The sequence below is a fragment of the Asaia bogorensis NBRC 16594 genome (assembly GCF_001547995.1).
Lineage (GTDB): Bacteria > Pseudomonadota > Alphaproteobacteria > Acetobacterales > Acetobacteraceae > Asaia > Asaia bogorensis.
In genome coordinates, this window is the sequence record NZ_AP014690.1 from 3,169,573 (window position 1) to 3,191,680 (window position 22,108).

At 61.5% G+C, this 22,108-nt stretch carries 19 protein-coding genes and 1 tRNA gene; 12 read left to right on the top strand and 8 right to left on the bottom strand.

Annotated features, from left to right (window positions below; all coding sequences use genetic code 11):
* The first annotated feature begins 13 nt into the window (after positions 1-13).
* On the top strand, positions 14-367 hold the full coding sequence (locus tag Asbog_RS13955; RefSeq protein ID WP_122048581.1) for a UrcA family protein: 354 nt from the start codon (positions 14-16) through the stop codon (positions 365-367).
* An 11-nt stretch (positions 368-378) separates the two neighbouring features.
* Here Asbog_RS13955 and Asbog_RS13960 read toward each other — a convergent pair whose 3' ends face one another.
* Together Asbog_RS13960 and Asbog_RS13965 are read right to left on the bottom strand one after the other, a co-directional pair.
* Entirely contained in the window at positions 379-2,178 is a 1,800-nt protein-coding gene (locus tag Asbog_RS13960) for an ATP-binding protein (protein WP_255493461.1), read from the bottom strand.
* Between the two features lie 6 nt (positions 2,179-2,184).
* Complete coding sequence (locus Asbog_RS13965) at positions 2,185-2,898, bottom strand: response regulator transcription factor (protein ID WP_023978270.1); 714 nt, start codon at positions 2,896-2,898, stop codon at positions 2,185-2,187.
* Between the two features lie 261 nt (positions 2,899-3,159).
* On the opposite strand from Asbog_RS13965, the gene Asbog_RS13970 reads away from it, so the two are divergent.
* From Asbog_RS13970 to Asbog_RS14025, 11 genes are all read left to right on the top strand, one after another.
* The gene (locus Asbog_RS13970; protein ID WP_062165566.1) at positions 3,160-3,747 is read left to right on the top strand and encodes a nucleotide exchange factor GrpE; all 588 of its coding nucleotides are present in this window, start codon (positions 3,160-3,162) and stop codon (positions 3,745-3,747) included.
* A gap of 129 nt (positions 3,748-3,876) precedes the next feature.
* Positions 3,877-5,781 (top strand): molecular chaperone DnaK, encoded by a 1,905-nt coding sequence (gene dnaK / locus Asbog_RS13975; RefSeq protein WP_062165567.1) that lies wholly within the window; start codon positions 3,877-3,879, stop codon positions 5,779-5,781.
* Positions 5,782-5,964: 183 nt separating this feature from the next.
* Complete coding sequence (gene dnaJ / locus Asbog_RS13980) at positions 5,965-7,107, top strand: molecular chaperone DnaJ (protein ID WP_062165568.1); 1,143 nt, start codon at positions 5,965-5,967, stop codon at positions 7,105-7,107.
* A gap of 5 nt (positions 7,108-7,112) precedes the next feature.
* Entirely contained in the window at positions 7,113-7,856 is a 744-nt protein-coding gene (gene dapB / locus Asbog_RS13985; RefSeq protein ID WP_062165569.1) for a 4-hydroxy-tetrahydrodipicolinate reductase, read from the top strand.
* A gap of 146 nt (positions 7,857-8,002) precedes the next feature.
* Complete coding sequence (metK, locus tag Asbog_RS13990; protein ID WP_062165570.1) at positions 8,003-9,190, top strand: methionine adenosyltransferase; 1,188 nt, start codon at positions 8,003-8,005, stop codon at positions 9,188-9,190.
* A gap of 9 nt (positions 9,191-9,199) precedes the next feature.
* The gene (trmB, locus tag Asbog_RS13995; RefSeq protein ID WP_062165571.1) at positions 9,200-9,913 is read left to right on the top strand and encodes a tRNA (guanine(46)-N(7))-methyltransferase TrmB; all 714 of its coding nucleotides are present in this window, start codon (positions 9,200-9,202) and stop codon (positions 9,911-9,913) included.
* Between the two features lie 24 nt (positions 9,914-9,937).
* On the top strand, positions 9,938-11,581 hold the full coding sequence (locus Asbog_RS14000) for an electron transfer flavoprotein-ubiquinone oxidoreductase (RefSeq protein ID WP_171840715.1): 1,644 nt from the start codon (positions 9,938-9,940) through the stop codon (positions 11,579-11,581).
* Positions 11,582-11,640: 59 nt separating this feature from the next.
* Positions 11,641-12,390 carry an electron transfer flavoprotein subunit beta/FixA family protein gene (locus tag Asbog_RS14005; protein ID WP_062165572.1) on the top strand — a complete coding sequence of 250 codons (750 nt, stop codon included), beginning with the start codon at positions 11,641-11,643 and terminating at the stop codon, positions 12,388-12,390.
* Between the two features lie 2 nt (positions 12,391-12,392).
* Complete coding sequence (locus Asbog_RS14010) at positions 12,393-13,307, top strand: FAD-binding protein (protein WP_062165573.1); 915 nt, start codon at positions 12,393-12,395, stop codon at positions 13,305-13,307.
* A gap of 457 nt (positions 13,308-13,764) precedes the next feature.
* Positions 13,765-15,015, top strand: coding sequence for an allantoate amidohydrolase (locus Asbog_RS14020; RefSeq protein WP_231944598.1), 1,251 nt, complete (start codon positions 13,765-13,767; stop codon positions 15,013-15,015).
* A gap of 41 nt (positions 15,016-15,056) precedes the next feature.
* Positions 15,057-16,184, top strand: coding sequence for a pyridoxal-phosphate-dependent aminotransferase family protein (locus Asbog_RS14025; protein ID WP_062166084.1), 1,128 nt, complete (start codon positions 15,057-15,059; stop codon positions 16,182-16,184).
* 78 nt (positions 16,185-16,262) lie between these two features.
* Here Asbog_RS14025 and Asbog_RS14030 read toward each other — a convergent pair whose 3' ends face one another.
* The 6 genes from Asbog_RS14030 to Asbog_RS14055 all read right to left on the bottom strand — a co-directional run bounded on the left by Asbog_RS14030 (position 16,263) and on the right by Asbog_RS14055 (position 22,096).
* Complete coding sequence (locus Asbog_RS14030) at positions 16,263-16,709, bottom strand: MarR family winged helix-turn-helix transcriptional regulator (protein ID WP_148640458.1); 447 nt, start codon at positions 16,707-16,709, stop codon at positions 16,263-16,265.
* Between the two features lie 8 nt (positions 16,710-16,717).
* A complete protein-coding gene (locus Asbog_RS14035; RefSeq protein WP_083510900.1) occupies positions 16,718-18,295 on the bottom strand; it encodes a TolC family protein in 1,578 nt (525 codons plus the stop codon).
* A gap of 28 nt (positions 18,296-18,323) precedes the next feature.
* Positions 18,324-20,501 (bottom strand): FUSC family protein, encoded by a 2,178-nt coding sequence (locus Asbog_RS14040; RefSeq protein ID WP_171840716.1) that lies wholly within the window; start codon positions 20,499-20,501, stop codon positions 18,324-18,326.
* Between the two features lie 23 nt (positions 20,502-20,524).
* Complete coding sequence (locus tag Asbog_RS14045; protein ID WP_035439556.1) at positions 20,525-21,547, bottom strand: HlyD family efflux transporter periplasmic adaptor subunit; 1,023 nt, start codon at positions 21,545-21,547, stop codon at positions 20,525-20,527.
* Positions 21,548-21,556: 9 nt separating this feature from the next.
* Positions 21,557-21,850 (bottom strand): YtcA family lipoprotein, encoded by a 294-nt coding sequence (locus tag Asbog_RS14050; protein WP_023978287.1) that lies wholly within the window; start codon positions 21,848-21,850, stop codon positions 21,557-21,559.
* 170 nt (positions 21,851-22,020) lie between these two features.
* A tRNA-Ala gene (locus tag Asbog_RS14055) sits at positions 22,021-22,096 on the bottom strand.
* Positions 22,097-22,108 lie beyond the last annotated feature (12 nt).

Sequence of the window (22,108 nt, forward strand, 5' to 3'; positions counted from 1 at the left end):
AGGGATTTCAATCATGTTCGCATTCACCAAGTCCTTCATCGCCGCTGCCAGCCTCGTCGCTCTTGCTGCCCAGCCTGCCCTGGCGAAAGACATCGTAGTCGAGAACGTCCAGGCTGCAGCAAACCAGACGGCTCAGATTGATGTGTCCAACACCAACCTGAAATCTGACCGCGACTGGAATCGCGTTGCCGATACCATCCGTGTCAAGGCGGCCGATATCTGTGAACGTACGGTAGGCGCCAGCGATCGCCGCGAAGCCGATATCGAGGAATGCACGCAGGCCGCCTATGAAAACGGCGTACAGCAGATGCGCAATATCTATGCCCGCCGCACCCTGGCCGGCCAGACGCGACTGGCCCGCTCGTGAGCGAAAAGGCGCTACAGCGCGCGTGGCAACAGGATGACGAAACGGGCGCCTATGATCCGACCCGTTTCGTCATAACGGTTCTCGGCATGGAGCGTCCCGTGAAGGGCCTCGATAATCTGGCGGCTGATCGCCAGCCCCAGGCCTGAATGCTGGCCGAAATTCTCGGTCTGGGGTCGCTCCGAATAGAAGCGGTCAAAAATATCCTCGAGTTTGAGAGGCGGAATACCCGGCCCCTCATCACTCACCGTTATACGGATCTGCCTGTCCTCGGGGCGCATGAAGAGCGTTATGTGCCCGCGCGGGGGAGAGAATGAAATGGCATTGCCAATGAGATTGCGCAGGACCTGAACAAGACGGTCCTCGACAGCCAGTACACGCAGCGGATGATTGGCATCGTCGTGAGAGTCATCAAGAATGATGATCGCGTCTTCAGGCTTGCGCGTTGTCTGATGCATCTCCGTCAGGATGGAGAGCAGCATACCGACCGCCACGGGCTCAGAGCGTGTTCGTGACAGCTCGGCGTCGATACGGCTTGCATCCGCAATGTCGGTAATCAGCCGGTCCAGACGGCGGACATCGTTGTTGATGATCGCCAGCAGGCGCGTCTGCCGTTCACGGTTCTCGATACGCGGCAACGTCTCGATGGCCGAGCGGATGGATGAAAGCGGGTTCTTGATTTCATGGCTCACATCGGCCGCAAAGCGCTCGATCGCGTCCATGCGGGCCCATAGTGCCAGCACGCTGCCACGCAGGGCTCGCGCAAGCACGCCAATTTCGTCACGGCGTACCAGCAGGGATTCCGGCACGCTGTCAGCGCGCCCGGCCACATCGCGCATGTCATGCGACGCCACCGCAAGACGCAGCAGCGGGCGGGCGATGGTGATCGAGAGATACCATGACAGCAGGACCGTCACGGCCATAGCCGCCAGAAACAGCGAGAGTATGGAGGACCGGACGGCAAACAGCGAACGATCGACCTCCTGGGCCTGGCGCGTAAGCTGGATGATCCCCACGGTCTGACCGTCATGGATGACCGGCTCTGCCACCGTGATCACCAGCTCATGCTCGGGGGTGCGCCGGATATAGGGCGCGGCTTCGGCACCCCGATATTCGCCTGCCGAGCGCAGAGGCGGCGGCGCGTCCTGCGTTTCCAGCATGACAATCCCCTCGCGGGAGGAGAGCGGCAGCAGGGAAAGCAGCCATTCATAGGCAATTTCGATGCCGTTATTGCGTGGTGGCTGCCAGCGTGGCGGCGGCGCAGGCTCGCCCGCCCCCGACTGCCCCTTGCGGTCGCGGCGCACAAGGGCGGCTTCGTTCAGGCTGTCGGCCACCAGAGTGCCATCCGGCCCGACAAGGCGCGCGCGCACATTGGGGCTGGGTTCGGTCAGCCGAAGCAACAAGGGGCGCGCCTGCGCCCCGTCGAGCATGAATTCGGCACCGGGAAAGGGATGACGGGCCGGGTCGCGCACCACGGCAATCTGCCCCATGGCCGCAGCGTAGATATGGGCCTGCTCGCGCAGGGCATTCACATCGGTTTCAAGCAGGCTGTTCTGGAAGTCGTTCAGGAAAAGCAGCGTGACGGCCAGAATGGCCAGAGGCAGCGTGTTGAGCAGGAAGATGCGCCGCATGAGCGGCGAGGCGAAACGCGGCAGACGGAAGCGACGTGTCGTCCGACGGCTCTCGCGTCCGGCCTCCAGCGCCAGCGTGTCACCATGGCGAAATGAGCGCCGACGCAAGCGCTTGAAGGCCTGTGACATGCCGCCCGGCGCACCGCGCCGCGACCGCCTGCCGAATGATTCACGCTGCGGCATTCTGGCTCAGTCTTCCTTGTAGCGATATCCTATGCCGTACAGGGTCTCGATCTGGTTGAAGTTGTCATCGATCTGCCTGAACTTCTTGCGGACACGCTTGATGTGGCTGTCGATGGTGCGGTCATCCACATAGATGTTTTCACCGTAAGCCGCATCGATCAGCTGGTCGCGTGATTTCACCATGCCCGGACGAAGAGCCAGCGCCTTGACCAGCAGGAATTCTGTGACGGTCAGCATGATATCCTGCCCCGCCCAGAGGCACTGATGGCGCGTCTCATCAAGGGTGAGGCTGCCACGCACGATGGCGGCGCCTGCGCCTGACGTACCGCTGCCCTCGGCGCGGCTGGCATCCTGACGGCGCAGCAGGGCGCGGATACGCTCCAGCAGCAGGCGCTGCGAGAAAGGCTTGGTGATGTAGTCATCCGCCCCAAGGCGCAGGCCCATGAGCTGGTCCAGTTCCTCATCCTTGGAGGAGAGGAAGATGACCGGCAGGGATGAGCGCGCCCGCAGGCGTTGCAGCAGCTCCATACCATCCATGCGCGGCATCTTGATGTCCAGCACTGCCAGACTGACAGGGCGCGCCAATATGCCCTGCAGGGCGGCTTCGCCATCGGTATAGGCGTGCACAACAAACCCTTCGGCCTCCAGCGTCATCTGGACCGAAGTGAGGATGTTACGGTCATCATCCACCAGGGCGATGGTGTGCTTTGTCGTCTCCATGCGCGATGTATCCGCCTTCAATTTCTGCCTGTTGCCAATCCAAGGGGGGTTGGCATATGGCTTGTCACAGCCACCTATATCTTACCACGCGGCTGCGCCCAAGACGGGGCTGCCGAAAACGGTCGGACATCGCTGGATGGTCGACCCGAGTGTTTCCGTGGCTTCTGGCGGTCATGCTCGCCCCGTTGCGGGGGAGTACGCTGAAGCCGACCTTTTGCTGCCCGGCCTGACCGGGCCCGATTTTTCGAGGTTGCGACCACGATGACGACTGAGAACACGCTGCACGACGCGCAGAACGACGCCCCGGCACCCGAGACCGCCGAAGCGGCAGAGGCCACCACCGATACGGCAGGCCAGACGCCTGAATCCCGTATTGCCGAGCTGGAAGCCCAGGTTGAGGAATTCCGCGACAAGTGGATGCGCTCCGAAGCCGAAATGCAGAATTACCGCACCCGCGCGAAGCGCGAAGTGGAAGATGCCCGCCAGTATGCGGTGCAGAAATTCGCCAAGGACGTGGTCGAAGCGGCTGAAAACCTGCAGCGTGGCCTTGCCTCCCTGCCGCCCAAGGCCGAGGGTGAAGAAGGGCTCGTCGCCAAGCTCCGTGAGGGCTTCGAGAGCACGGAACGCTCTTTCCTTGGTATCCTGGAGCGCAATGGCATTACCTGCCAGCATCCGGTGGGCGAGGTATTCGATGCCAATCTGCATCAGGCGATGGCAGAGCAGCCGAGCGACGAACACGCGGATGGTACGGTAATGCAGGCCTGGACCCCCACCTGGACGCTTAATGGCCGTCTGCTCAAGCCCGCCATGGTCGTTGTGGCGAAGGGCGGCAACAAAGCCGCAGAATGAGGCTTGAAACCCTCGTCATGCGCTCCTAGATTTTATCTGTAACCCGCCCCTGCCGAGGCAGGGAGACGAAAACAAGGGCGTTGCCCGGTGCCTGAATGGGCCGGATGACGCCGCTGAGAGGACTGAAATATGAGCAAAGTCATTGGTATTGACCTTGGCACCACCAACTCTTGCGTCGCGATCCGCGAAGGCGATGAGACCAAGGTCATCGAGAACAGCGAAGGCGCACGCACCACGCCGTCCATGGTCGCTTTCACCGCCAACGGTGAGCGTCTGGTTGGACAGGCTGCCAAGCGCCAGGCTGTCACCAACCCTTCCGATACGCTGTATGCCGTCAAGCGTCTGATCGGCCGTCGCTATGACGACCCGACCGTCGCCAAGGACAAGGAAATGGTCCCGTACGAAATCGTACGTGGCGATAACGGCGATGCATGGGTCCGCGCCCGTGGCGAGAACTACGCCCCGTCGCAGATCTCCGCTTTCGTGCTGGGCAAGATGAAGGAAACCGCCGAGGCTTATCTCGGTGAGACCGTCTCCCAGGCCGTCATCACGGTTCCGGCCTACTTCAATGACGCCCAGCGTCAGGCAACGCGCGATGCCGGTCGTATCGCCGGTCTTGAAGTGCTGCGTATCATCAACGAGCCGACCGCTGCGGCTCTGGCTTATGGCCTTGGCAAGCGCGATTCCGGCACGGTGGCCGTGTATGACCTTGGTGGTGGCACGTTCGACGTGTCGATCCTCGAGATCTCCGATGGCGTGATCGAAGTGAAGTCCACCAACGGTGACACGTTCCTTGGTGGTGAAGACTTCGATAACCGCATCATTGGTTACCTCGCAGACGAGTTCAAGCGCGACCAGGGCATCGACCTGCGCGGCGACAAGCTGGCTCTGCAGCGTCTGAAGGAAGCCGCCGAGAAGGCCAAGATCGAGCTTTCCTCCTCCAAGGAAACCGAGATCAACCTGCCCTTCATCACGGCTGATGCCTCGGGCCCGAAGCATCTCGTGGTCAAGCTGAGCCGCGCCAAGCTGGAAAGCCTGGTCGAGGATCTGGTTCAGCGTACGCTCGGCCCGTGCCGCGCCGCGCTCAAGGATGCCTCGGTTACCCCGGCTGAAATCGACGAAGTCATTCTCGTCGGTGGCATGACGCGTATGCCGAAGGTCATCGAGACGGTTAAGCAGTTCTTCGGCAAGGAACCCGCCCGCAACGTCAACCCTGACGAAGTGGTGGCGATCGGTGCCGCAGTTCAGGGCGCCGTGCTCAAGGGCGACGTGAAGGATGTTCTGCTTCTCGACGTGACCCCGCTTTCGCTGGGTATCGAGACGCTGGGCGGTGTCTTCACCCGTCTGATCGATCGCAACACGACGATCCCGACCAAGAAGAGCCAGACCTTCTCGACGGCTGATGACAACCAGAGCGCCGTGACCATCAAGGTCTATCAGGGCGAGCGCGAAATGGCGGCAGACAACAAGCTGCTCGGTAATTTCGACCTCACCGGAATTGCTCCTGCTCCGCGTGGCGTGCCGCAGATCGAAGTCACGTTCGACATCGATGCCAATGGTATCGTCAACGTGTCGGCCAAGGACAAGGCGACCAACAAGGAACAGCAGATCAAGATCCAGGCTTCTGGTGGTCTGAACGATGCCGATATCGACCGTATGGTGAAGGAAGCCGAGGCCAACGCCACGGCAGACAAGGCCAAGCGCGAGATGGTCGAGCAGCGCAACAGCGCCGAGGCCCTGATCCATCAGACTGAAAAGTCGCTGACCGAAGCTGGCGACAAGGTGCCGGCAGCTGACAAGGCTGAGGCTGAATCGGCAGTGGCTGCGACCCGCGAAGCCATGAACGGCACGGATCTTGAGGCCCTGAAGTCGGCGACTGAGCGTCTGACCCAGGCTGCCATGAAGATCGGTCAGGCTGTCTATGCCCAGTCTCAGGCTGAAGAGGGTGCCGCCGGTGGCGAAGCCCATGCTGCCAAGGACGAAAACGTCGTCGATGCCGATTTCGAGGACGTGGACGACAGCAAGAAGCACTGATCTCCCCGAGGAGGGGTTCGCCCCTCCAGAGGCTCGATGCTTTTGACGCCCGTCCTTCCTGAGGGAAGGGCGGGCGTTTCGCCGTTCAGCCCAGCGCGGTTTTTATCCGCGTTGCTTTGATTGCCCCCGCTGGTCATTACAGGCCGCATATTCTGATCCCTGGATCTCCTGACGAGGACTCCCATGGCCACCAAGATCGATTTCTACGCTGTTCTTGAAGTCTCCCGCACAGCCTCTGCCGATGAGCTTAAAAAGGCCTATCGCAAGCAGGCCATGCGCTTTCATCCCGACCGTAATCCGGGCGATGAAACAGCCGAGCACAAGTTCAAGGAAATCAACGAAGCCTATGATGTTCTGAAAGACGAACAGAAGCGCGCTGCCTATGACCGCTTCGGTCATGCTGCCTTTGAAAATGGCGGTATGGGCGGCGGTGGTTTCGGGGGCGGATTCGGCGGCGGTGGCCTCGATGACATCTTCGAGATGTTTGGCGACATGATGGGAGGCCGTCGTGGTGGCGGTCGTCGTCGCACCGGCAACGACATTCAGGTTCAGGTCGAAATCTCGCTTTCCGAAGCCTATGAAGGCGTCAAGAAGCCGGTCGAAATCCGTACCCGCGTCGCCTGCGAAAGCTGCCATGGTACGGGATCGGCTGACAGCAACCCCGGCGATGTTACCTGCCCGACCTGTCATGGCGCTGGTGCCGTGCGTGCACAGCAGGGCTTTTTTCTGGTTGAGCGTCCCTGCCCCACCTGCAAGGGCTCGGGCAAGATCGTGCGCAATCCCTGCAAAAGCTGCAAGGGAAGCGGCACAACCGAGCAGACGCGTTCGATCGAGGTTCCCATTCCCGCCGGCGTGGAAGATGGCACACGCATCCGCCTGACGGGCGAGGGCGAAGCCGGTGGCAGCGGTATCCAGCCGGGCGATCTCTATGTTCATGTCGCAGTGGGTGGCAGCGATATCTTCCAACGCGATGGAGCCAACATCTATTGCCGCGTGCCGCTTCGCATGACGCAGGCGGCGCTCGGTACGGAAATCGAAGTGCCTGTCATCGATGGCAGCCGCGCCAAGGTGAAAATCCCTGCCGGCACGCAATCGGGCGAGAATTTCCGCCTGCGTGGCAAGGGCTTCTCGGTGCTGCGTTCCAGCGCACGGGGTGATATGTATATCCAGGTTGCCGTGGAGACGCCGCATCACCTCAACGCCCGCCAGAAGGAACTTCTCGAGGCTTTCGAGGCAGAGGCTGGTGAGGCGCAGGAGCAGGAAAAGGCCAATCCCGAGCACACGGGGTTCTTCGCCAAGGTCAAGGACTTCTTCGAAGGGAAGTAAGAGCCATGCGTATCGGCATTGCAGGTATCACCGGTCGCCTCGGCGCGCTCTGCGTCGAGGAAGTGGCGGCATCCGGGCTTGAGCTGTCCGGTGGGCTGGCACGCAAGGCCGATCCGCAGAAGCGCATCATGACAGATCCGGCTCAGCTGGCGGCGTGCAGCGATGTTGTGATCGATGTCAGCAGCCCGGCTGCGATACTGGCCAACGCCGAAGCCTTTGCGCAGGCCGGCTGCGGCTGGGTGATCGGAACAACAGGGTTCGGCGCGGCGGAAGAACTGGCCATTCGCGCAGCCGCAACGCGGATCCCGGTGCTACGGGCTGCCAATTTCGCACCCGGCCTGACCATGTTGCTCGATCTGGCGCGTCAGCTCGGCGCCAGACTGCCTGCCCATGAATATGATGCTGAAATTCTGGAAACGCATCACCGTCAGAAGCGTGATGCCCCGTCCGGCACAGCCCTCGCCATTGGTGAGCGCCTTGCCGAGGGCCGTGGTGTCGCGCTGAACGACGTCATGGAAGTCAATCGCTCAGGCGTACGGGGTGAGGAGGCCATTGGTTTTGCCTCTCTGCGGGCCGGGCAGATTGTGGGCGAGCACAGCCTGATCCTGACTTCAGGCACAGAACAGATTACCCTGTCGCATCGTGCCTTCGACCGACGGGTCTTTGCCCAGGGTGCTGTAAAGGCTGCCCGCTTTGTGGCAGGTAAACCTGCCGGGTTATATGAGATGGCGGAAATATTCGGCGGCTGAAACGGGCCTGCCTTGCGTCTGAAACATAACAAACGCTTGACCCCTGCGGCTGTATGCCTCTAAGGACAGCCCTCTCTTGCGGGTCGGGCGCAGGTTGTCGCACGTCCGTACTCCTTTCTTTCACTCATTCCCTGCGAGGTCCCTGAGTGCGTAACTACGGCGAATTTCTCTTCACATCGGAATCCGTTTCTGAAGGTCATCCGGACAAGGTCTCTGACCGTATCAGCGATACCGTTCTGGACGCTTATCTGGAAGCAGACCCGGAAGCCCGCGTTGCGTGTGAAACCCTCTGCACCACCAACCGTGTCGTTCTGGCCGGTGAAGTTCGTGGTCCGGCTTCGATCACCAGCGAATTGCTGATCGAGCGCGCCCGTCACGCCATCAAGGATATCGGTTACGACCAGGAAGGTTTCTCCTGGAAGAACGCTGAAATCACCTCCCTGCTGCACGCGCAGTCCGCCGACATCGCTGTTGGCGTCGATAGCGCTGGCGAGAAGGATGAAGGCGCGGGCGACCAGGGCATCATGTTCGGCTTCGCCACCCGCGAGACCGAGCACCTGATGCCGGCCCCGCTCTATTACGCGCAGTCGATCCTCGAGAAGGTTCGTGACTACCGCAAGAGCGGCCATGCTCTGGGCGTCGGCCTGCTGCCGGATGCCAAGAGCCAGGTCACGCTGCGTTATGTCGATGGCAAGCCCGTTGGCGCGACGTCGGTCGTGATCTCGACGCAGCATATCGAGGGCATGCGCCAGAACACCATTCGCGAAATGCTGCGCGAAGTGGTTCGTGAAGTCCTGCCGGAAGGCTGGATGTGCCCGGAAGAAGAATTCTACGTCAATCCGACGGGCAACTTCGTGATCGGTGGTCCCGATGGCGATGCCGGCCTGACGGGTCGCAAGATCATTGTCGACACCTACGGTGGTGCAGCCCCCCATGGCGGCGGCGCCTTCTCGGGCAAGGACCCCACCAAGGTTGACCGTTCGGCTGCCTATGCCGCGCGCTACCTGGCCAAGAACGTGGTTGCTGCCGGTCTTTCCGATCGCTGCACCATCCAGCTCAGCTACGCCATTGGCGTGTCCAAGCCGCTCTCGGTCTATGTGGATCTCGATGGCACGGGCAAGGATATCGACGAAGCCCGTCTCGGCAAGCTGCTGAACGAAATGGTCGATCTCTCGCCGCGCGGTATCCGCAAGCATCTGCGCCTGAACCGTCCGATCTATGTGCCGACCTCGGCCTATGGCCATTTCGGTCGCGTGCCCGATCCGGTGCTGGACAACTTCACGTGGGAGCAGACCGATCTGGTCAGCTCGCTGCGCGGTGCCCTCAACCGCTGAGGTCCCCAACTGTCTGACACCCCTCTCAAGTCCCAGCCTGAGCGGCTTTATGGCCGCCAGCGCGGGCACCCGCTCCGCGCCCGCCAGCAGCGCCTCCTCGATGAGGCACTGCCCAGGCTCCGTCTGAACCCCGATCAGGCCGCCGCTCCGCAGGCCGCCTTCACTGGCGCTCCTGTTCAGGGCGTCTGGCTTGAAATCGGGTTCGGCGGCGGCGAGCATGCGCTCGATCAGTCACAGCGCAATCCGGATGTCGGCTATATTGCCGCCGAGGTTTTCGAGAACGGGCTGTGCTCGCTCATGTCCCGCATCGTGCCGGAAGGCGAAGAGGACACGATCACCCCGCCGGATCATTTCCGTATCTGGCCCGATGATGCGCGTCAGCTGCTGAAATCCCTGCCCGATGGCTGCCTCGACCGCGCCTATCTGATGTTCCCCGATCCGTGGCCCAAGGCACGCCATGCCAAGCGTCGCTTCATCCATCCGGAGAATATTCGCGAACTGGCCCGCCTGCTGAAGCCCGGCGCCGTCTGGCGCGTTGCGAGCGATCATCCCGTCTATCAGGACTGGGTGTTCGAGATCATGGGCGCGCAGGATCTGTTCGATGCGCCCCCGCCTGCCAAAGGCGAGCGCCCCGAAGGCTGGTCACCCACACGCTATGAAGCCAAGGCCTACCGCGAAGGCCGCGTGCCGTTCTACTGGACGTTCACGCGCCGCGGTGCCTGATACCGAGTTGGATCGGAACACCGCATGAGCACGCAAATCGAACGCGAGGAAATGGAATTCGACGTGGTGATCGTCGGCGGAGGGCCCGCCGGCCTTTCCGCCGCCATCCGACTGCGTCAACTCATGCCGGAAGCCACGATCTGCCTTGTTGAAAAAGGCAGCGAAATCGGGGCGCATATCGTCTCGGGTGCGGTGATCGAACCCCGCGCCCTGGCCGAACTCTTCCCCGACTGGCAGGAACGCGGCGCACCGCTGAAAACCCCGGTGACGGAAGAAAAAGTGCTTTTCCTGACCGAAAAGCGCGGCTTCGCCATACCCTTCATCGACAAGCTCATGCCTGCCATGGCCAATCACGGCAATTATGTCGTGTCGCTGGGGGAGGTCTGCCGCTGGCTCGGCGCCCAGGCCGAGGAGATGGGCGTCGAGATCTATCCCGGCTTTGCCGCCGCCGAACCCTATATCGAGGATGGCCGCCTGTGCGGTGTCATCACCGGTGATATGGGCATCACGCGTGAGGGCGAGCAGGGGCCGAACTTCGCACCCGGCATGATCCTGCGGGCAAAACAGACCATCCTGACCGAGGGCGTGCGCGGCTCGATCAGCCAGCGCGTGATGAAGCAGTTCAATCTGCGTCAGGGCGTGGACCCGCAGACCTATGGGCTGGGCATCAAGGAAGTCTGGGAAATCCCCGCTGAAAAGCACAAGCCCGGCTTCGTGCAGCACAGCTTTGGCTGGCCGATGGATGACGGCACCTATGGCGGCGCCTGGCTCTATCATTTTGGCGAAAACCTCGTCTCCTACGGTTTTGTCACCGGGCTGGATTACAGCAATACCTGGCTCTCTCCCTTTCAGGAGATGCAGCGCCTCAAGACCCATCCCGAATTTGCGAAGCATCTCGAAGGCGGTCGCCGTCTGATCTATGGCGCGCGTGCGCTGTCCGAAGGCGGCTTCCAATCCCTGCCGCGCCTGTCCTTTCCGGGTGGTGTTCTGGCCGGTGATTCCGCAGGCTTCCTGAACATGCCCAAGATCAAGGGCACGCATACGGCGATGAAATCCGGCATGCTGGCTGCCGAAGCCGTGGCCGAGGCGCTGGGGGGTGAAGGCCCCTGCGAGGCCACAAGCTATACACGCCGTTTCAAGAGTTCCTGGCTGTTCAAGGAGTTGTTCGAGGCCCGCAATGTGCGCCCTGCCTTTGCCCGCTGGGGCAATCGCCTCGGCGCGCTCTATGCCGGAATCGACAGCCTGATTTTCCGTGGCCGCGCACCCTGGACGCTGCATTTCCGTCATACGGATCATGAAGCGCTCAAGCCTGCCGAGCAGTGCAAGCCCATTGCCTATCCGAAGCCGGATGGCACGCTGACCTTCGATCTCACCTCATCGGTGTTCCTGTCGGGCACCAATCATGAGGAGGACCAGCCGGTCCACCTGAAACTGCGTGACCCGTCGAAATGGCTGCCGGTCAACTGGGGCATTTTCCGCTCACCTGAAAGCCGCTACTGCCCGGCCGGTGTGTATGAGGCGCTAGAGGAAAACAGCACCATGCGCCTGCAGATCAACGCGCAGAACTGCGTGCACTGCAAGACCTGCGACATCAAGGATCCGACGCAGAATATCGACTGGTGTGTGCCCGAAGGGGCCGGTGGACCGAATTATCCTGTCGGTATGTGATTTTGAGTCGCAATAAGGTATGAACCCTGACGACAAATTCCAGGATCGGCGAGAAACAGATGAAGATAGTGGTCCCGGTCAAGCGGGTGGTGGATTACAACATCAAGCCCCGCGTCAAGGCCGATAACAGCGGCGTCGACACGCAAGGCGTGAAGATGTCGATGAATCCCTTCGATGAAATTGCTGTCGAAGAAGCCGTCAGGCTTCGCGAAAAAGGCGCTGCCTCCGAAATCGTGGTGGTGACCATCGGCGTAGCCGAGGCGCAGCCCGTTCTGCGTACGGCCATGGCCATGGGTGCCGATCGTGCCATTCTGGTGCAGACCGATGCCGAACTGGAGCCGCTGGCTGTCGCGAAGCTGCTCAAGGCCATCGTCGATCGCGAAAATCCCGGTCTGGTCATCATGGGCAAGCAGGCCATTGATGACGACATGAATGCGACCGGCCAGATCCTGGCAGCACGCCTCAACTGGCCGCAGGGCACGTTTGCCAGTTCGGTTGCCGTCGAGGACGGGCGCATCACCGTGGTACGTGAGGCCGATGGCGGGCTCGAAACAGTGCGTCTTGCACTCCCGGCCGTGGTCACCACCGATCTGCGCCTAAACGAGCCGCGCTACGCCACCATGCCCAACATCATGAAGGCCAAGAAAAAGCCGCTCGAGACCATCGCTGCCGATACGCTGGGCGTGGACATCACGCCGCGTCTGGAAACAGTGAAGGTGGTCGAGCCGCCCGTGCGTCAGGCCGGTATAAAGGTATCGAGCGTTGCCGAGCTGGTTGGCAAGCTGCGTGACGAAGCGAAGGTGATCTGATCATGACAACTCTGGTTCTGATCGAAGCCGAAGGCACCGCCATCAAGAAGGCAAGCCTTTCCGCCGTTGCCGCAGCTCGCCATTTCGGTGCTGTCGATGTGCTGCTGATCGGCGCAGAAGGTGCCCAGGAAGCCGCGAAGATCGAGGGGATCACCCGCGTTCTTCATGCGGACTCCACACCGCATCTGGCTGAGTGCATTGCCGCCCTGATTGCCGATCGCGCCAAGGATTACGATCATATCGTTTCCGCCGCGACGGCTTATGGCAAGAACACCCTGCCCCGCGTGGCTGGTCTGCTGGATGTGCAGCCGATCACTGAAGTGGTCGAGATCATCGACGCCGATACCTTCGTGCGTCCGATCTATGCCGGTAGCGCACTTTCCACCGTGCGGTCGCGCGATGCGATCAAGGTGCTGACCGTGCGTAACGCCAATTTCGAAGCCGCCAAGCTGGGCGACGCTTCGGCGCCGATCGAAGCCGTCTCTGCTGCGGTCGAGGTGCCGGACGCCGAATATGTCGGGATCGAGCTGACTCATTCCGACCGCCCCGAACTGGAATCGGCTCGTGTGGTGATCTCGGGTGGGCGCGGCCTGAAGGATGCAGCCAATTTCAAGCTGCTCGAGCCTGTGGCCGACAAGCTTGGCGCTGCCATTGGTGCGTCGCGCGCGGCGGTGGATGCCGGGTTTGCCCCGAACGAGATGCAGGTCGGTCAGACCGGCAAGATCGTGGCACCTGATCTCTATATCGCTGTCGGTCTTTCAGGCGCCATCCAGCATCTGGCAGGCATGAAGGACAGCCGGGTAATCGTGGCGATCAACATGGACCCCGAAGCCCCGATCTTCAACGTGGCCGATTACGGCCTCGTGGGCGATCTGTTCGAGATCCTGCCCCAGCTCAAGGCCGAACTGGGCGCCTGAACACGTCCCGAACCTGCCCCTTTTTCAGCAAGGCAGGTTCGGTTCCCTACGGCCAGATCATTCTGGCTCGTAGTCTGGCGCCAGAGCGCCGCATTACCCCTCTCCGGTCGGATGCACTACGCAGGGGAAGGCTTTTCTCCCAGTCTCGCAACTACCCGTTCCAGCCATCGCGATACGCGGCAACGGCGCGTCCTGCTCGTGCCAATACGGTTCGGGAGGGAGACCAGTTCTACCGGCGATAAGCGGCTTGCCAGCGCTCTTCAGCAAGACGGTATCGAACCGATCTGATTTCAGGCGACCGCAAGCCACATCAAGGTCGAGCGCGCTCATAACCCCACCATGATTGCCGCCATATTCAAGCGCCTCGCTGCGCCGATGGGGCCGCGACGAAACGGAATCTTTCCTGCGGGACAGCTTTCCATTGTTTTTCGGCTTCGCATGGGACATGCTTGTATACATGACCCAGATCATGGACATTCAGGCAGGCGGCGCCCGTGCCCGGGCGCGTTGCGACGAACTCGGTATCGCTCCTTATAGCGACCAGAGTGACGGACTCTTTCGCCCCTATCTCGGCCCGGCGCACAGGGCCACGATCGGCAGACTGGCCCAGTGGATGGACCAGGCGGGCATGAGTGTTGAAACCGATGCCGTGGGAAACCTCGTCGGGCATTATGCGGGTGTGACACCCGACGCACCCGTTCTGCTGATCGGCTCGCATGTGGACAGTGTGCGTGATGGTGGGCGCTATGACGGCATGCTGGGTGTGTTGCTCGGCATCGAGACCGTGGCCTATTTCAACGAGCGCGGCCTCAGACTGCCTTTTGCGCTTGAGGTCATCGGTTTTGGAGATGAGGAAGGCTCCCGTTTTCCCACCTATATGATGGGCTCGCGCTCTGCTGCCGGCATGAAGCAGCAGATCGATGACAGCATCACCGATCGCGATGGCGTGTCACTGCGTCAGGCCCTTGCGGACTGGGGGCTGGATGTCTCGCGCTTTCATACCGCCAGACGGCAGAACGTCTTCGCCTATATCGAAGCGCATATCGAGCAGGCCCCCCATCTGGAGCGCGCCAGTCTGCCGCTCGGTCTGGTGCGAGGCATCGCCTCTCAATATCGCTTCCGCGTCACGCTGACAGGCGAAGCCGACCACGCCGGAACGGCCATGCACGAACGTCGCGATGCCCTGGCCGCCGCCGCCGAGGCAATTTCGGCCATCGAGCACATCGGCGCACAGGACCCGGTCGATCTGGTGACGACAGTGGGCTGGCTGACTGTCGAGAACGGCGCCCCTAATATCGTGCCGGGCAAGGTCGCTCTGACTATCGATATCAGGGCGGTGACACCCGGTGTGCGTGAAAGCGCTGCCCAGGAAGTCAGTGACACGCTGCAGGCCATCTGCACACGCAGGCGCATCCGTCTCGATATCGAGCGCATACAGGATCTGGCTGGCGCGCTTTGCGATGAACGCCTGACATCCCTCCTTGGCCGCGCCGTGGAAGAACGGCAGGGCAACACGCCCCCCATGCTGCTCAGCCAGGCCGGGCATGATGCCATGATCATGGCCAATCTCGCCCCCATGACCATGCTGTTCATCCGCTGCAAGGGCGGGATCAGCCACAACCCAGCAGAATCTGTCGATGACGCCGATATCGAGGCGGCGCATCAGGCCCTGGTGACCTTCGTCACGCGACTTGGAGAAACGATGTGAGCAGTTTTTTCGGTGAGATCAACCCGCCGCAGCGCCTTCTGATGGGGCCGGGCCCCATCAATGTGCATCCGCGCGTGCTGCGGGCCATGGGAGCGGACATGCTCGGCCAGTTCGATCCCGAGATGACCGATTACATGAACCAGACGATGGCGCTTTATCGTCGGGTGTTCATGACCGAAAACCGCTGGACATTCCTCATCGACGGCTCAGCCCGCGCCGGTATCGAGGCCGCCCTGACCTCACTGATCGAGCCGGGCGCCAAGGTTCTGCTCATCCGTTCCGGGCGCTTTGGCATGTTGCTGGGCGAGATTGCCGAGCGCCTTGGTGCCGAGATTGCCACGATCGATCTGGAATGGGGTCAGGTGGCCACGCTCGATCAGATCGAGGCCGCACTAGCCGAGCATCGTCCCGCCGTGTTTGCCGCCATTCATGGCGACACCTCCACCACCACGGCACAGCCGCTTGAAGGCGTCGGCGCACTCTGCCGCCGCTATGGTGCCCTTTCCTATGTCGATGCCACGGCGACACTCGGCGGTATGCCGGTCCGCACCGATGAATGGCAGATCGACGTGGTCTCGGCTGGCCTGCAGAAATGCATGGGCGGCCCGCCGGGCAGCGCACCCATCACGATCTCTGACCGGGCAGCCGAGTTCATTTTCTCACGCCGCAAGGTCGAGAGCGGGATTCGTCGTGATGACATCAGCGATGGCACGCGCCCGTTCATCCGCTCGAACTATTTCGACCTCGCCATGGTCATGGATTACTGGTCGGAAAAGCGCCTGAATCACCATACAGAAGCCACGTCGATGCTCTACGCCGCACGCGAATGTGCCCGTCTGGTGCTTGAGGAGGGGCTGGAGAACCGCTTCGCCCGTCATGTGGCCGCTGGCAAGGCGATGTCTGAAGGACTGCGTGGTCTTGGCCTGACGCTCTATGGTCAGGACGCGTATCGCATGAGCAATGTCACCGGGGTCTATATCCCTGAAGGCATTGATGGTGAACGTGTGCGGGCCCGTATGCGCGACGAATACCAGATCGAGATCGGCACCGCATTTGGTCCGCTGGTGGGCAAGATCTGGCGTCTTGGCGCAATGGGCTACAATGCCGAGCAGCACAAGGTGCGTCTGACCCTGGCCGCTCTCAAGGCTGTTCTGGAAAGCGAGGCCTGACCACTCTCGCAGGCCAGGTGAGACCCGAGCCACGCGATCAAAACTCACCCGACCCAAAGCCGGTTGATCCTGGCCGGACTAGTCCAGACCGGGGCCGTTCAGCCGGCTGTGAATCCGGGCGATTACTCTGCGGGTAATCGCCAGTTCCTCGGCATCGATCCCGTCGGTGACGGTCTGCTCGATGGCCCGCGAGAAGCGCAGGACTTCGTCGAGGCGCCTGGCACCTTCCGGAGTGATCTGCACGTAAAAGGCCCGTCGGTCTGCTTCATCGGGCTCACGGGTTATGAAGCCCTTTTCCTCGAGCGTGCGGAGGATGCGCACCATGGAGGATTTGTCGAGCAGAAGGGCTTCGGCAATTTCCTTGGGGTGCATGGGGCGACCATATCGCTGCAATTCCAGCAGGGGCTGCCACGTCGCATCGGTCAGATCATGCGGGCGTAGCCTGACATCGAGGATCTGCCGCCAGCGCCGGGCAATCAGCCCCATCATGCGTCCCAGGGTCAGGCTCTCTTCCACTGTGCTCACCGGGGCGCTCACCGGGGCGCTGCCGTATTCATGTCGTCGGGCATGTTGTTCGCCAGATCAAGCTGCCCGGTGGCATGGGCCAGCGCTGCCGCCTTGGTAAACGCCTGAGCAACACTCACGGCAAGCGATGCCTGCGCCTCGAACAGGGCCGCAGCTGCTGTAGACGCATCCGTCATGGTGCCAACCCCATGCGCATAGGCCTGACTGGCCCCTTCATTGGCCGTGCGGGCGGCATCGTTCAGAACACGGGCAGATTTTACCTGGGCAAGTGCCGTTTCGAGCGCATCCTGACTATCAGCCACCTGCCGCTCGACGCTCAGACGATCCTTGAGAAGGGTCGCCTCGGCTGCATCATGCTGCGACTGCGCCATGTGGATGGCATTGGCTCGCAAGCCCCCCTGATAGATTGGCCAGCTGACCTGAAGAAAAGCCCCGGCTTCCGGCTGTGCAATGGCCGAGGCCGGCGCCGAGCGACCCGTTCCATAGGTCTTGAGCGCCCCCAGATAGCCCGACATTGTTCCGGCAAAGGCAACACGCGGCATCAGCGCTGCCTTCGATTCCGCAATGGCTTCGTCAGACGCGCGCAATCTGGCAATATCGGCCAGAAGATCGGGCCGCGACGCCAGAGCCTGATCCACAAGCTGCCTGATCTGACCCGGAGAACTCTGGGGCAGGGCCTGTACAGGCATCGGCTCTATCTCGAGCGGCAGGGTGGCAGGCAGGCCGGTCACCTCCAACAGGGCATGATGGGCGCCATGCTCGGCATCGACCGCCTTGTCCAGATCGAAACGTGCCTGAGCCAGATTGCGCTGCGCCGTAGCCACATCGACGATCGTTGCCTCGCCATGCTCATGACGCGACTGCGCAGCACGCAGCAAAAGCGCCATATTATCCACGGCATGGTGAGAGGCCGCGACAATGGCCTGCGCCGCCTGCTGGCTGTGATACGCACTGATCACATCCAGAATGAGTTGCTGATGAACCGCCGAAAACCCGAAATTGGCGGCAAGCGTCTGGAATTTCGCTTCATTGATCCTGGCCCGCGTGCGGCCAAAATCGAGAAGCAGATAATCAAGCTCAAGCTTGGGGAATGCCGCCGCGCCATTCGATGTCAGATAGCCGCGGCTCGACAGATAATTGGGCAGGGGGAGTGCCATGCGCTGGAAACCGCCCATAGCCGAGAAAGTAAGCTGGGGCAGCATGGCGGCACGCGACATGCCGACACCGATGGCCGCCTGCCGCGCGCTCTCCCACGCGATGCGCGTGCGCGGGTTGTTGCGCTCAGCCAGATCGATCAGCTGCGGCAGCGACAACACATGATCCTGTCCCTCCGGCAAGGCATGCTGCGCATGGCCAGCGCCGGATGATGCCCCTCCAGCACCCTTGCCTGTTGGCCAGTCGGGAGAAGGATTGCGTATGTCGGGCGGCAGGGTGAGACCCGTCGCCCCATGCGGGTGCCACGCGTGATCGGCACTCTGCGGCGCCAGATCGCGCGTGTCATTGCATCCGGCCAGCATCGCACCGAGCATCAGAAGAGGGATACCGCGCAACAGAAGGGTGCGGTGTGAGACTACTTTTAGGGTCATCGGAAAAATCCGTGCTGCATGGCGGGCATCAGGCCTGTTCTGTCATGGCGCCCTGTCCGGGCCGTGCTTCAGCGTCAGGGTCATAGCGCTGGATAATCAGTCTCAGCCCCTCATCGAGCAGACCGAACCACACCATGCGCTGGGGGTCATGAGGCAACAGGGGCAGGGGTGGCAGACGCATCTGAAGGGCAAGACCATCGCGGCCGTCTTCCAGCCATTGCGCCAGTTCGCTGAACCATCCCGCAAGCTGGTCGACCTGCGCCTGTGCCATGTCGTCAGGTTCGCGCCTCACATCCGAGATGACGGCCACGGGAATGGAGAGAAGCTGGATGTCACGCACAAGGGGCAGGGTGATATCGGGAATGAAGGCGTTGCCCTTCAGGCGCTCTTCCTCGAAGGGCGCATTGCGCAGGGCCATACGCGTCGCAGCAATGGCGCGACCGAATTTCTCGCGTTCCATTTCCTGCCCGATATCGACAGCCTGCTCAGGATGCTTGCGCCGCAAGGCTATCAGCCCGCCCAGCTGACGCACCGCTCCGACCAGATGGCTGCGCGCCACATTGGTCGCACTCACCGGCCATAGCGCCGCAGCCATCAGATACACGACGACATTGCCGATCAGGATACCCACAACGCGGTTGCGCGCCGTCTCCATGTCCAACGTCGGGCCATAGCCCTGCAGGATGGTCATGAAATAGGCCATCGCAATCTGCACGCCGGCATAGGAGATGCGCTCGCTGCCGCTCTTGATCCAGCCTGCGAAGGCAGCCACCGGGATCACCACCAGAATGAGATCGAGAACATCGGTGAGGGATGGCATGAGCGTAAGGATGGTGCCAATGCCACATACCGCACCGATCATGGCACCCATGACACGCAGGAGCATCTTGTGGACGGAGTCACCCACTGTGCCGAGGGAGACAAGAAAGCACGTCACGACGCAGGTCTGGATACCCGGCCAGGAGGTAAAACGCGTGATGGCGTAACAGATGACCACGGAAAGCGCGATCCGTATGGCCGCCTGCGGATAGGCCGGGTTCGTGAAGGCATCCGGCTTGAAAAAACTGCGGGCCGCCGCCTTGATTTCAGGCGCAAACTGGGCGGCAGTCGTCTCGGGGCGGACAAGCAGGCCATGAATGATGGTGACCGAACGAATGAATTCACTGGCCAGCGGGTAGAGCTTCGGATCATCGCTGAATTCATCGGCAAGGCGTTGGAGCGCAGCCTCGTCAAAATCGATCACGGCCACGTTGTCGCGTCCCTGTCGATAGACAGCACCGCACTGCTCCACGATCAGCCCCATACGGTGCAGGAACGCCGTGCCTCGCCCGGTTGTATCGAGCCGACTCCAGGCCAGCAGGATCATGACAAGACGGGCCGTATTGCGAATCATCGCAATCCCGACATGACGGCTTGTGATTTCAGGATGAAGCTTGATGCTCAGGTCATGAAACTGGCGCAGCAAGGCCACGCCCTGATCGGCCAGTGAGGCAATCTGGCGCATCTGGGCCGTCTCAGGTCTTGCCCCGGTTTCGCACCCCTGTGCCACGGCGCGGAAGCGCTGTGCGAGCCCGGCCCGCAGCATGGTGAGCGGATCATGCCCGGCCAGGCGATTGACCACCGCAATGATCGACAGCGCGATGACAAATACCACGCCGACCCATAGCAGGGTATGCAGCATGGCCTCTTCGGGCGGCATGAACGCCGCATCGGGCACAGCACTATCGGTCGTATTGCCAATGAACCCGTCCAGCGAATAGCCGACATTCTGCAGCATATCCGCGCTCATGGTCATGTAGACGATCCAGAAGAGCAGGATATTGGCCAGAGACCCCATGGTCATGGCCTGTGACAGAAACCCTGCCGCAAGAGTCAGCAGAAGCATCAGGGGCAGGCGTAGTCCGGGCTCGGACAGGCTAAGCATCAGGAAAAGGATTGTCAGCCCCGTGCCCGCCACAATCACCGCCCCGCCCATCAGCGCCGTGCTGGTATTGGAGGCTGCGTCATTGCCGGACAGGAAGAAGCAGATGAAGACCAGAACCGGCAGATCGGGGATGCGGAATGTCTCGCCAATCAGGATTGTGACAATCACCTGAAACACGAGCAGGGCCGTATTGCGTGCCCGACCGGGGGATGGCGCCATTTCCTTTTTGAGGAAGGCAAAGGTCGATGGCGTTTCCTCGCGCCAGATCCTTCGCCTTGGCAACACCACCTCCTGCCCGGCGGTGTTCATCGCATCACGACCACAACCAGAGTGCCTCCGATGCGCATCAGGTCAGTCGGCGGATTATCAAGCCGGATACGAACCGGAAAACGCTGTGCGATGCGCACCCAGTTCAGGGTGCGCGGCACCTTGGGCAGACCATTGGCGCTCATCCCCTCATCAGGCACCACACCGGCATTGAGACTCTCAAGTGTGCCACTGATGGGTGTGCCGGGCTGCGCCATGGCATACACCGTCACCTTCTGGCCCGGCGCCAGCCCGGCGAGCTGCGTCTCGCGGAAATTCGCGATGGCCCACCATTTCTCGTCATCGACCAGTGTGAAGACTGGCTTGCCTGTCGTGGCGTATTCACCCGCGGCCACATTCAGGTCTGTCACGATGCCATCACAAGGTGCCCTGACCGTGGTCAGACGCAGGTCACGCTCTGCCTCACGCAAGGCCGCCTGGGCTGCTGCCAGATCGGCACGCAGGGGCGCCACGCTGCGCACGGCCTGGCGGGCGGCCAGGGCGGATTGCAGGGCGGATTGCAGGCTTGCCTCGGCACTGCGTGTTTCAGCCCGCGCCTGATCCAGCGCCTCGCGGGTCACGAAACCCTGCTTCTCCAGAGGGGACAGGCGGGCCTGTGTGGCCTGGGCAAGGGTCAGCCGCGCACGCGCACTGGTTACCGAGCTGGCCTCGGCACCGGCGTGGGATATCTGGGAACTGACCTGACTGGTCTGCACGTCAATCTGGGCCTGCAGACCATCGACCTGCGCCTGCGCTTGCTGCACCCGGTAGGTATATGGCTCAGGATCAATCACATACAGGATGTCGCCACGCCTGACCTTCTGGTTGTCATGAACGGGCAGGGAAACAATGCGTCCGCTCACTTCAGGTGCAAGGTGGACGATATTGGCCGCGATATAGGCGTCTTCAGTGCGGGGCCGGCTGTGCAGGCGATCCAGCACCAGAAAGCCCAGAATCACACAGGCCGCCAGCGACAGGATAAGGAGCGAGATACCGCCGATGCGGGATGGAAGAGAGCGCATGGGCACCGCCTAGTGACCGAAAAACACAAGCCAGACCATGAAGGTGATGGCGACCATGAAAGCGAGATAGGTCAGCATCGGGGCAGGCACAGCCTGCTGCAGACCGACAACCCCGATGACAGCGCGCAGCAGAGCGGCTGCTACGGCACCGATCGTGGCACACAGCATCCAAGACGGGAAAAACGATCCCAGCACATCCTGCAACGGCGCCCGTGTACAGCCACCAAGGCCAAGCGCCATGAAAAACGGAAGAGATCGCCACAGGGCCGAACCTGGTCGGCTGGGATATGGGGTGAGGCGCATGGTTGGCTCGTCGATCCTGATAATAAGACCTGAACCATGACACAGATATGGTTTATATATCAACTATATTGATAACACGATAATCTCATGCCATTGGTTCGCATGAGAAAGCACGCACGTCTGCATTCTTGCCTAGCGCAGCATCGTAAGTCGAATTTTGAGGAAGATGATGGTGGAGCCAATCGGAATCGAACCGACGACCTCCTGAATGCCATTCAGGCGCTCTCCCAACTGAGCTATGGCCCCGCCGTATCAAAA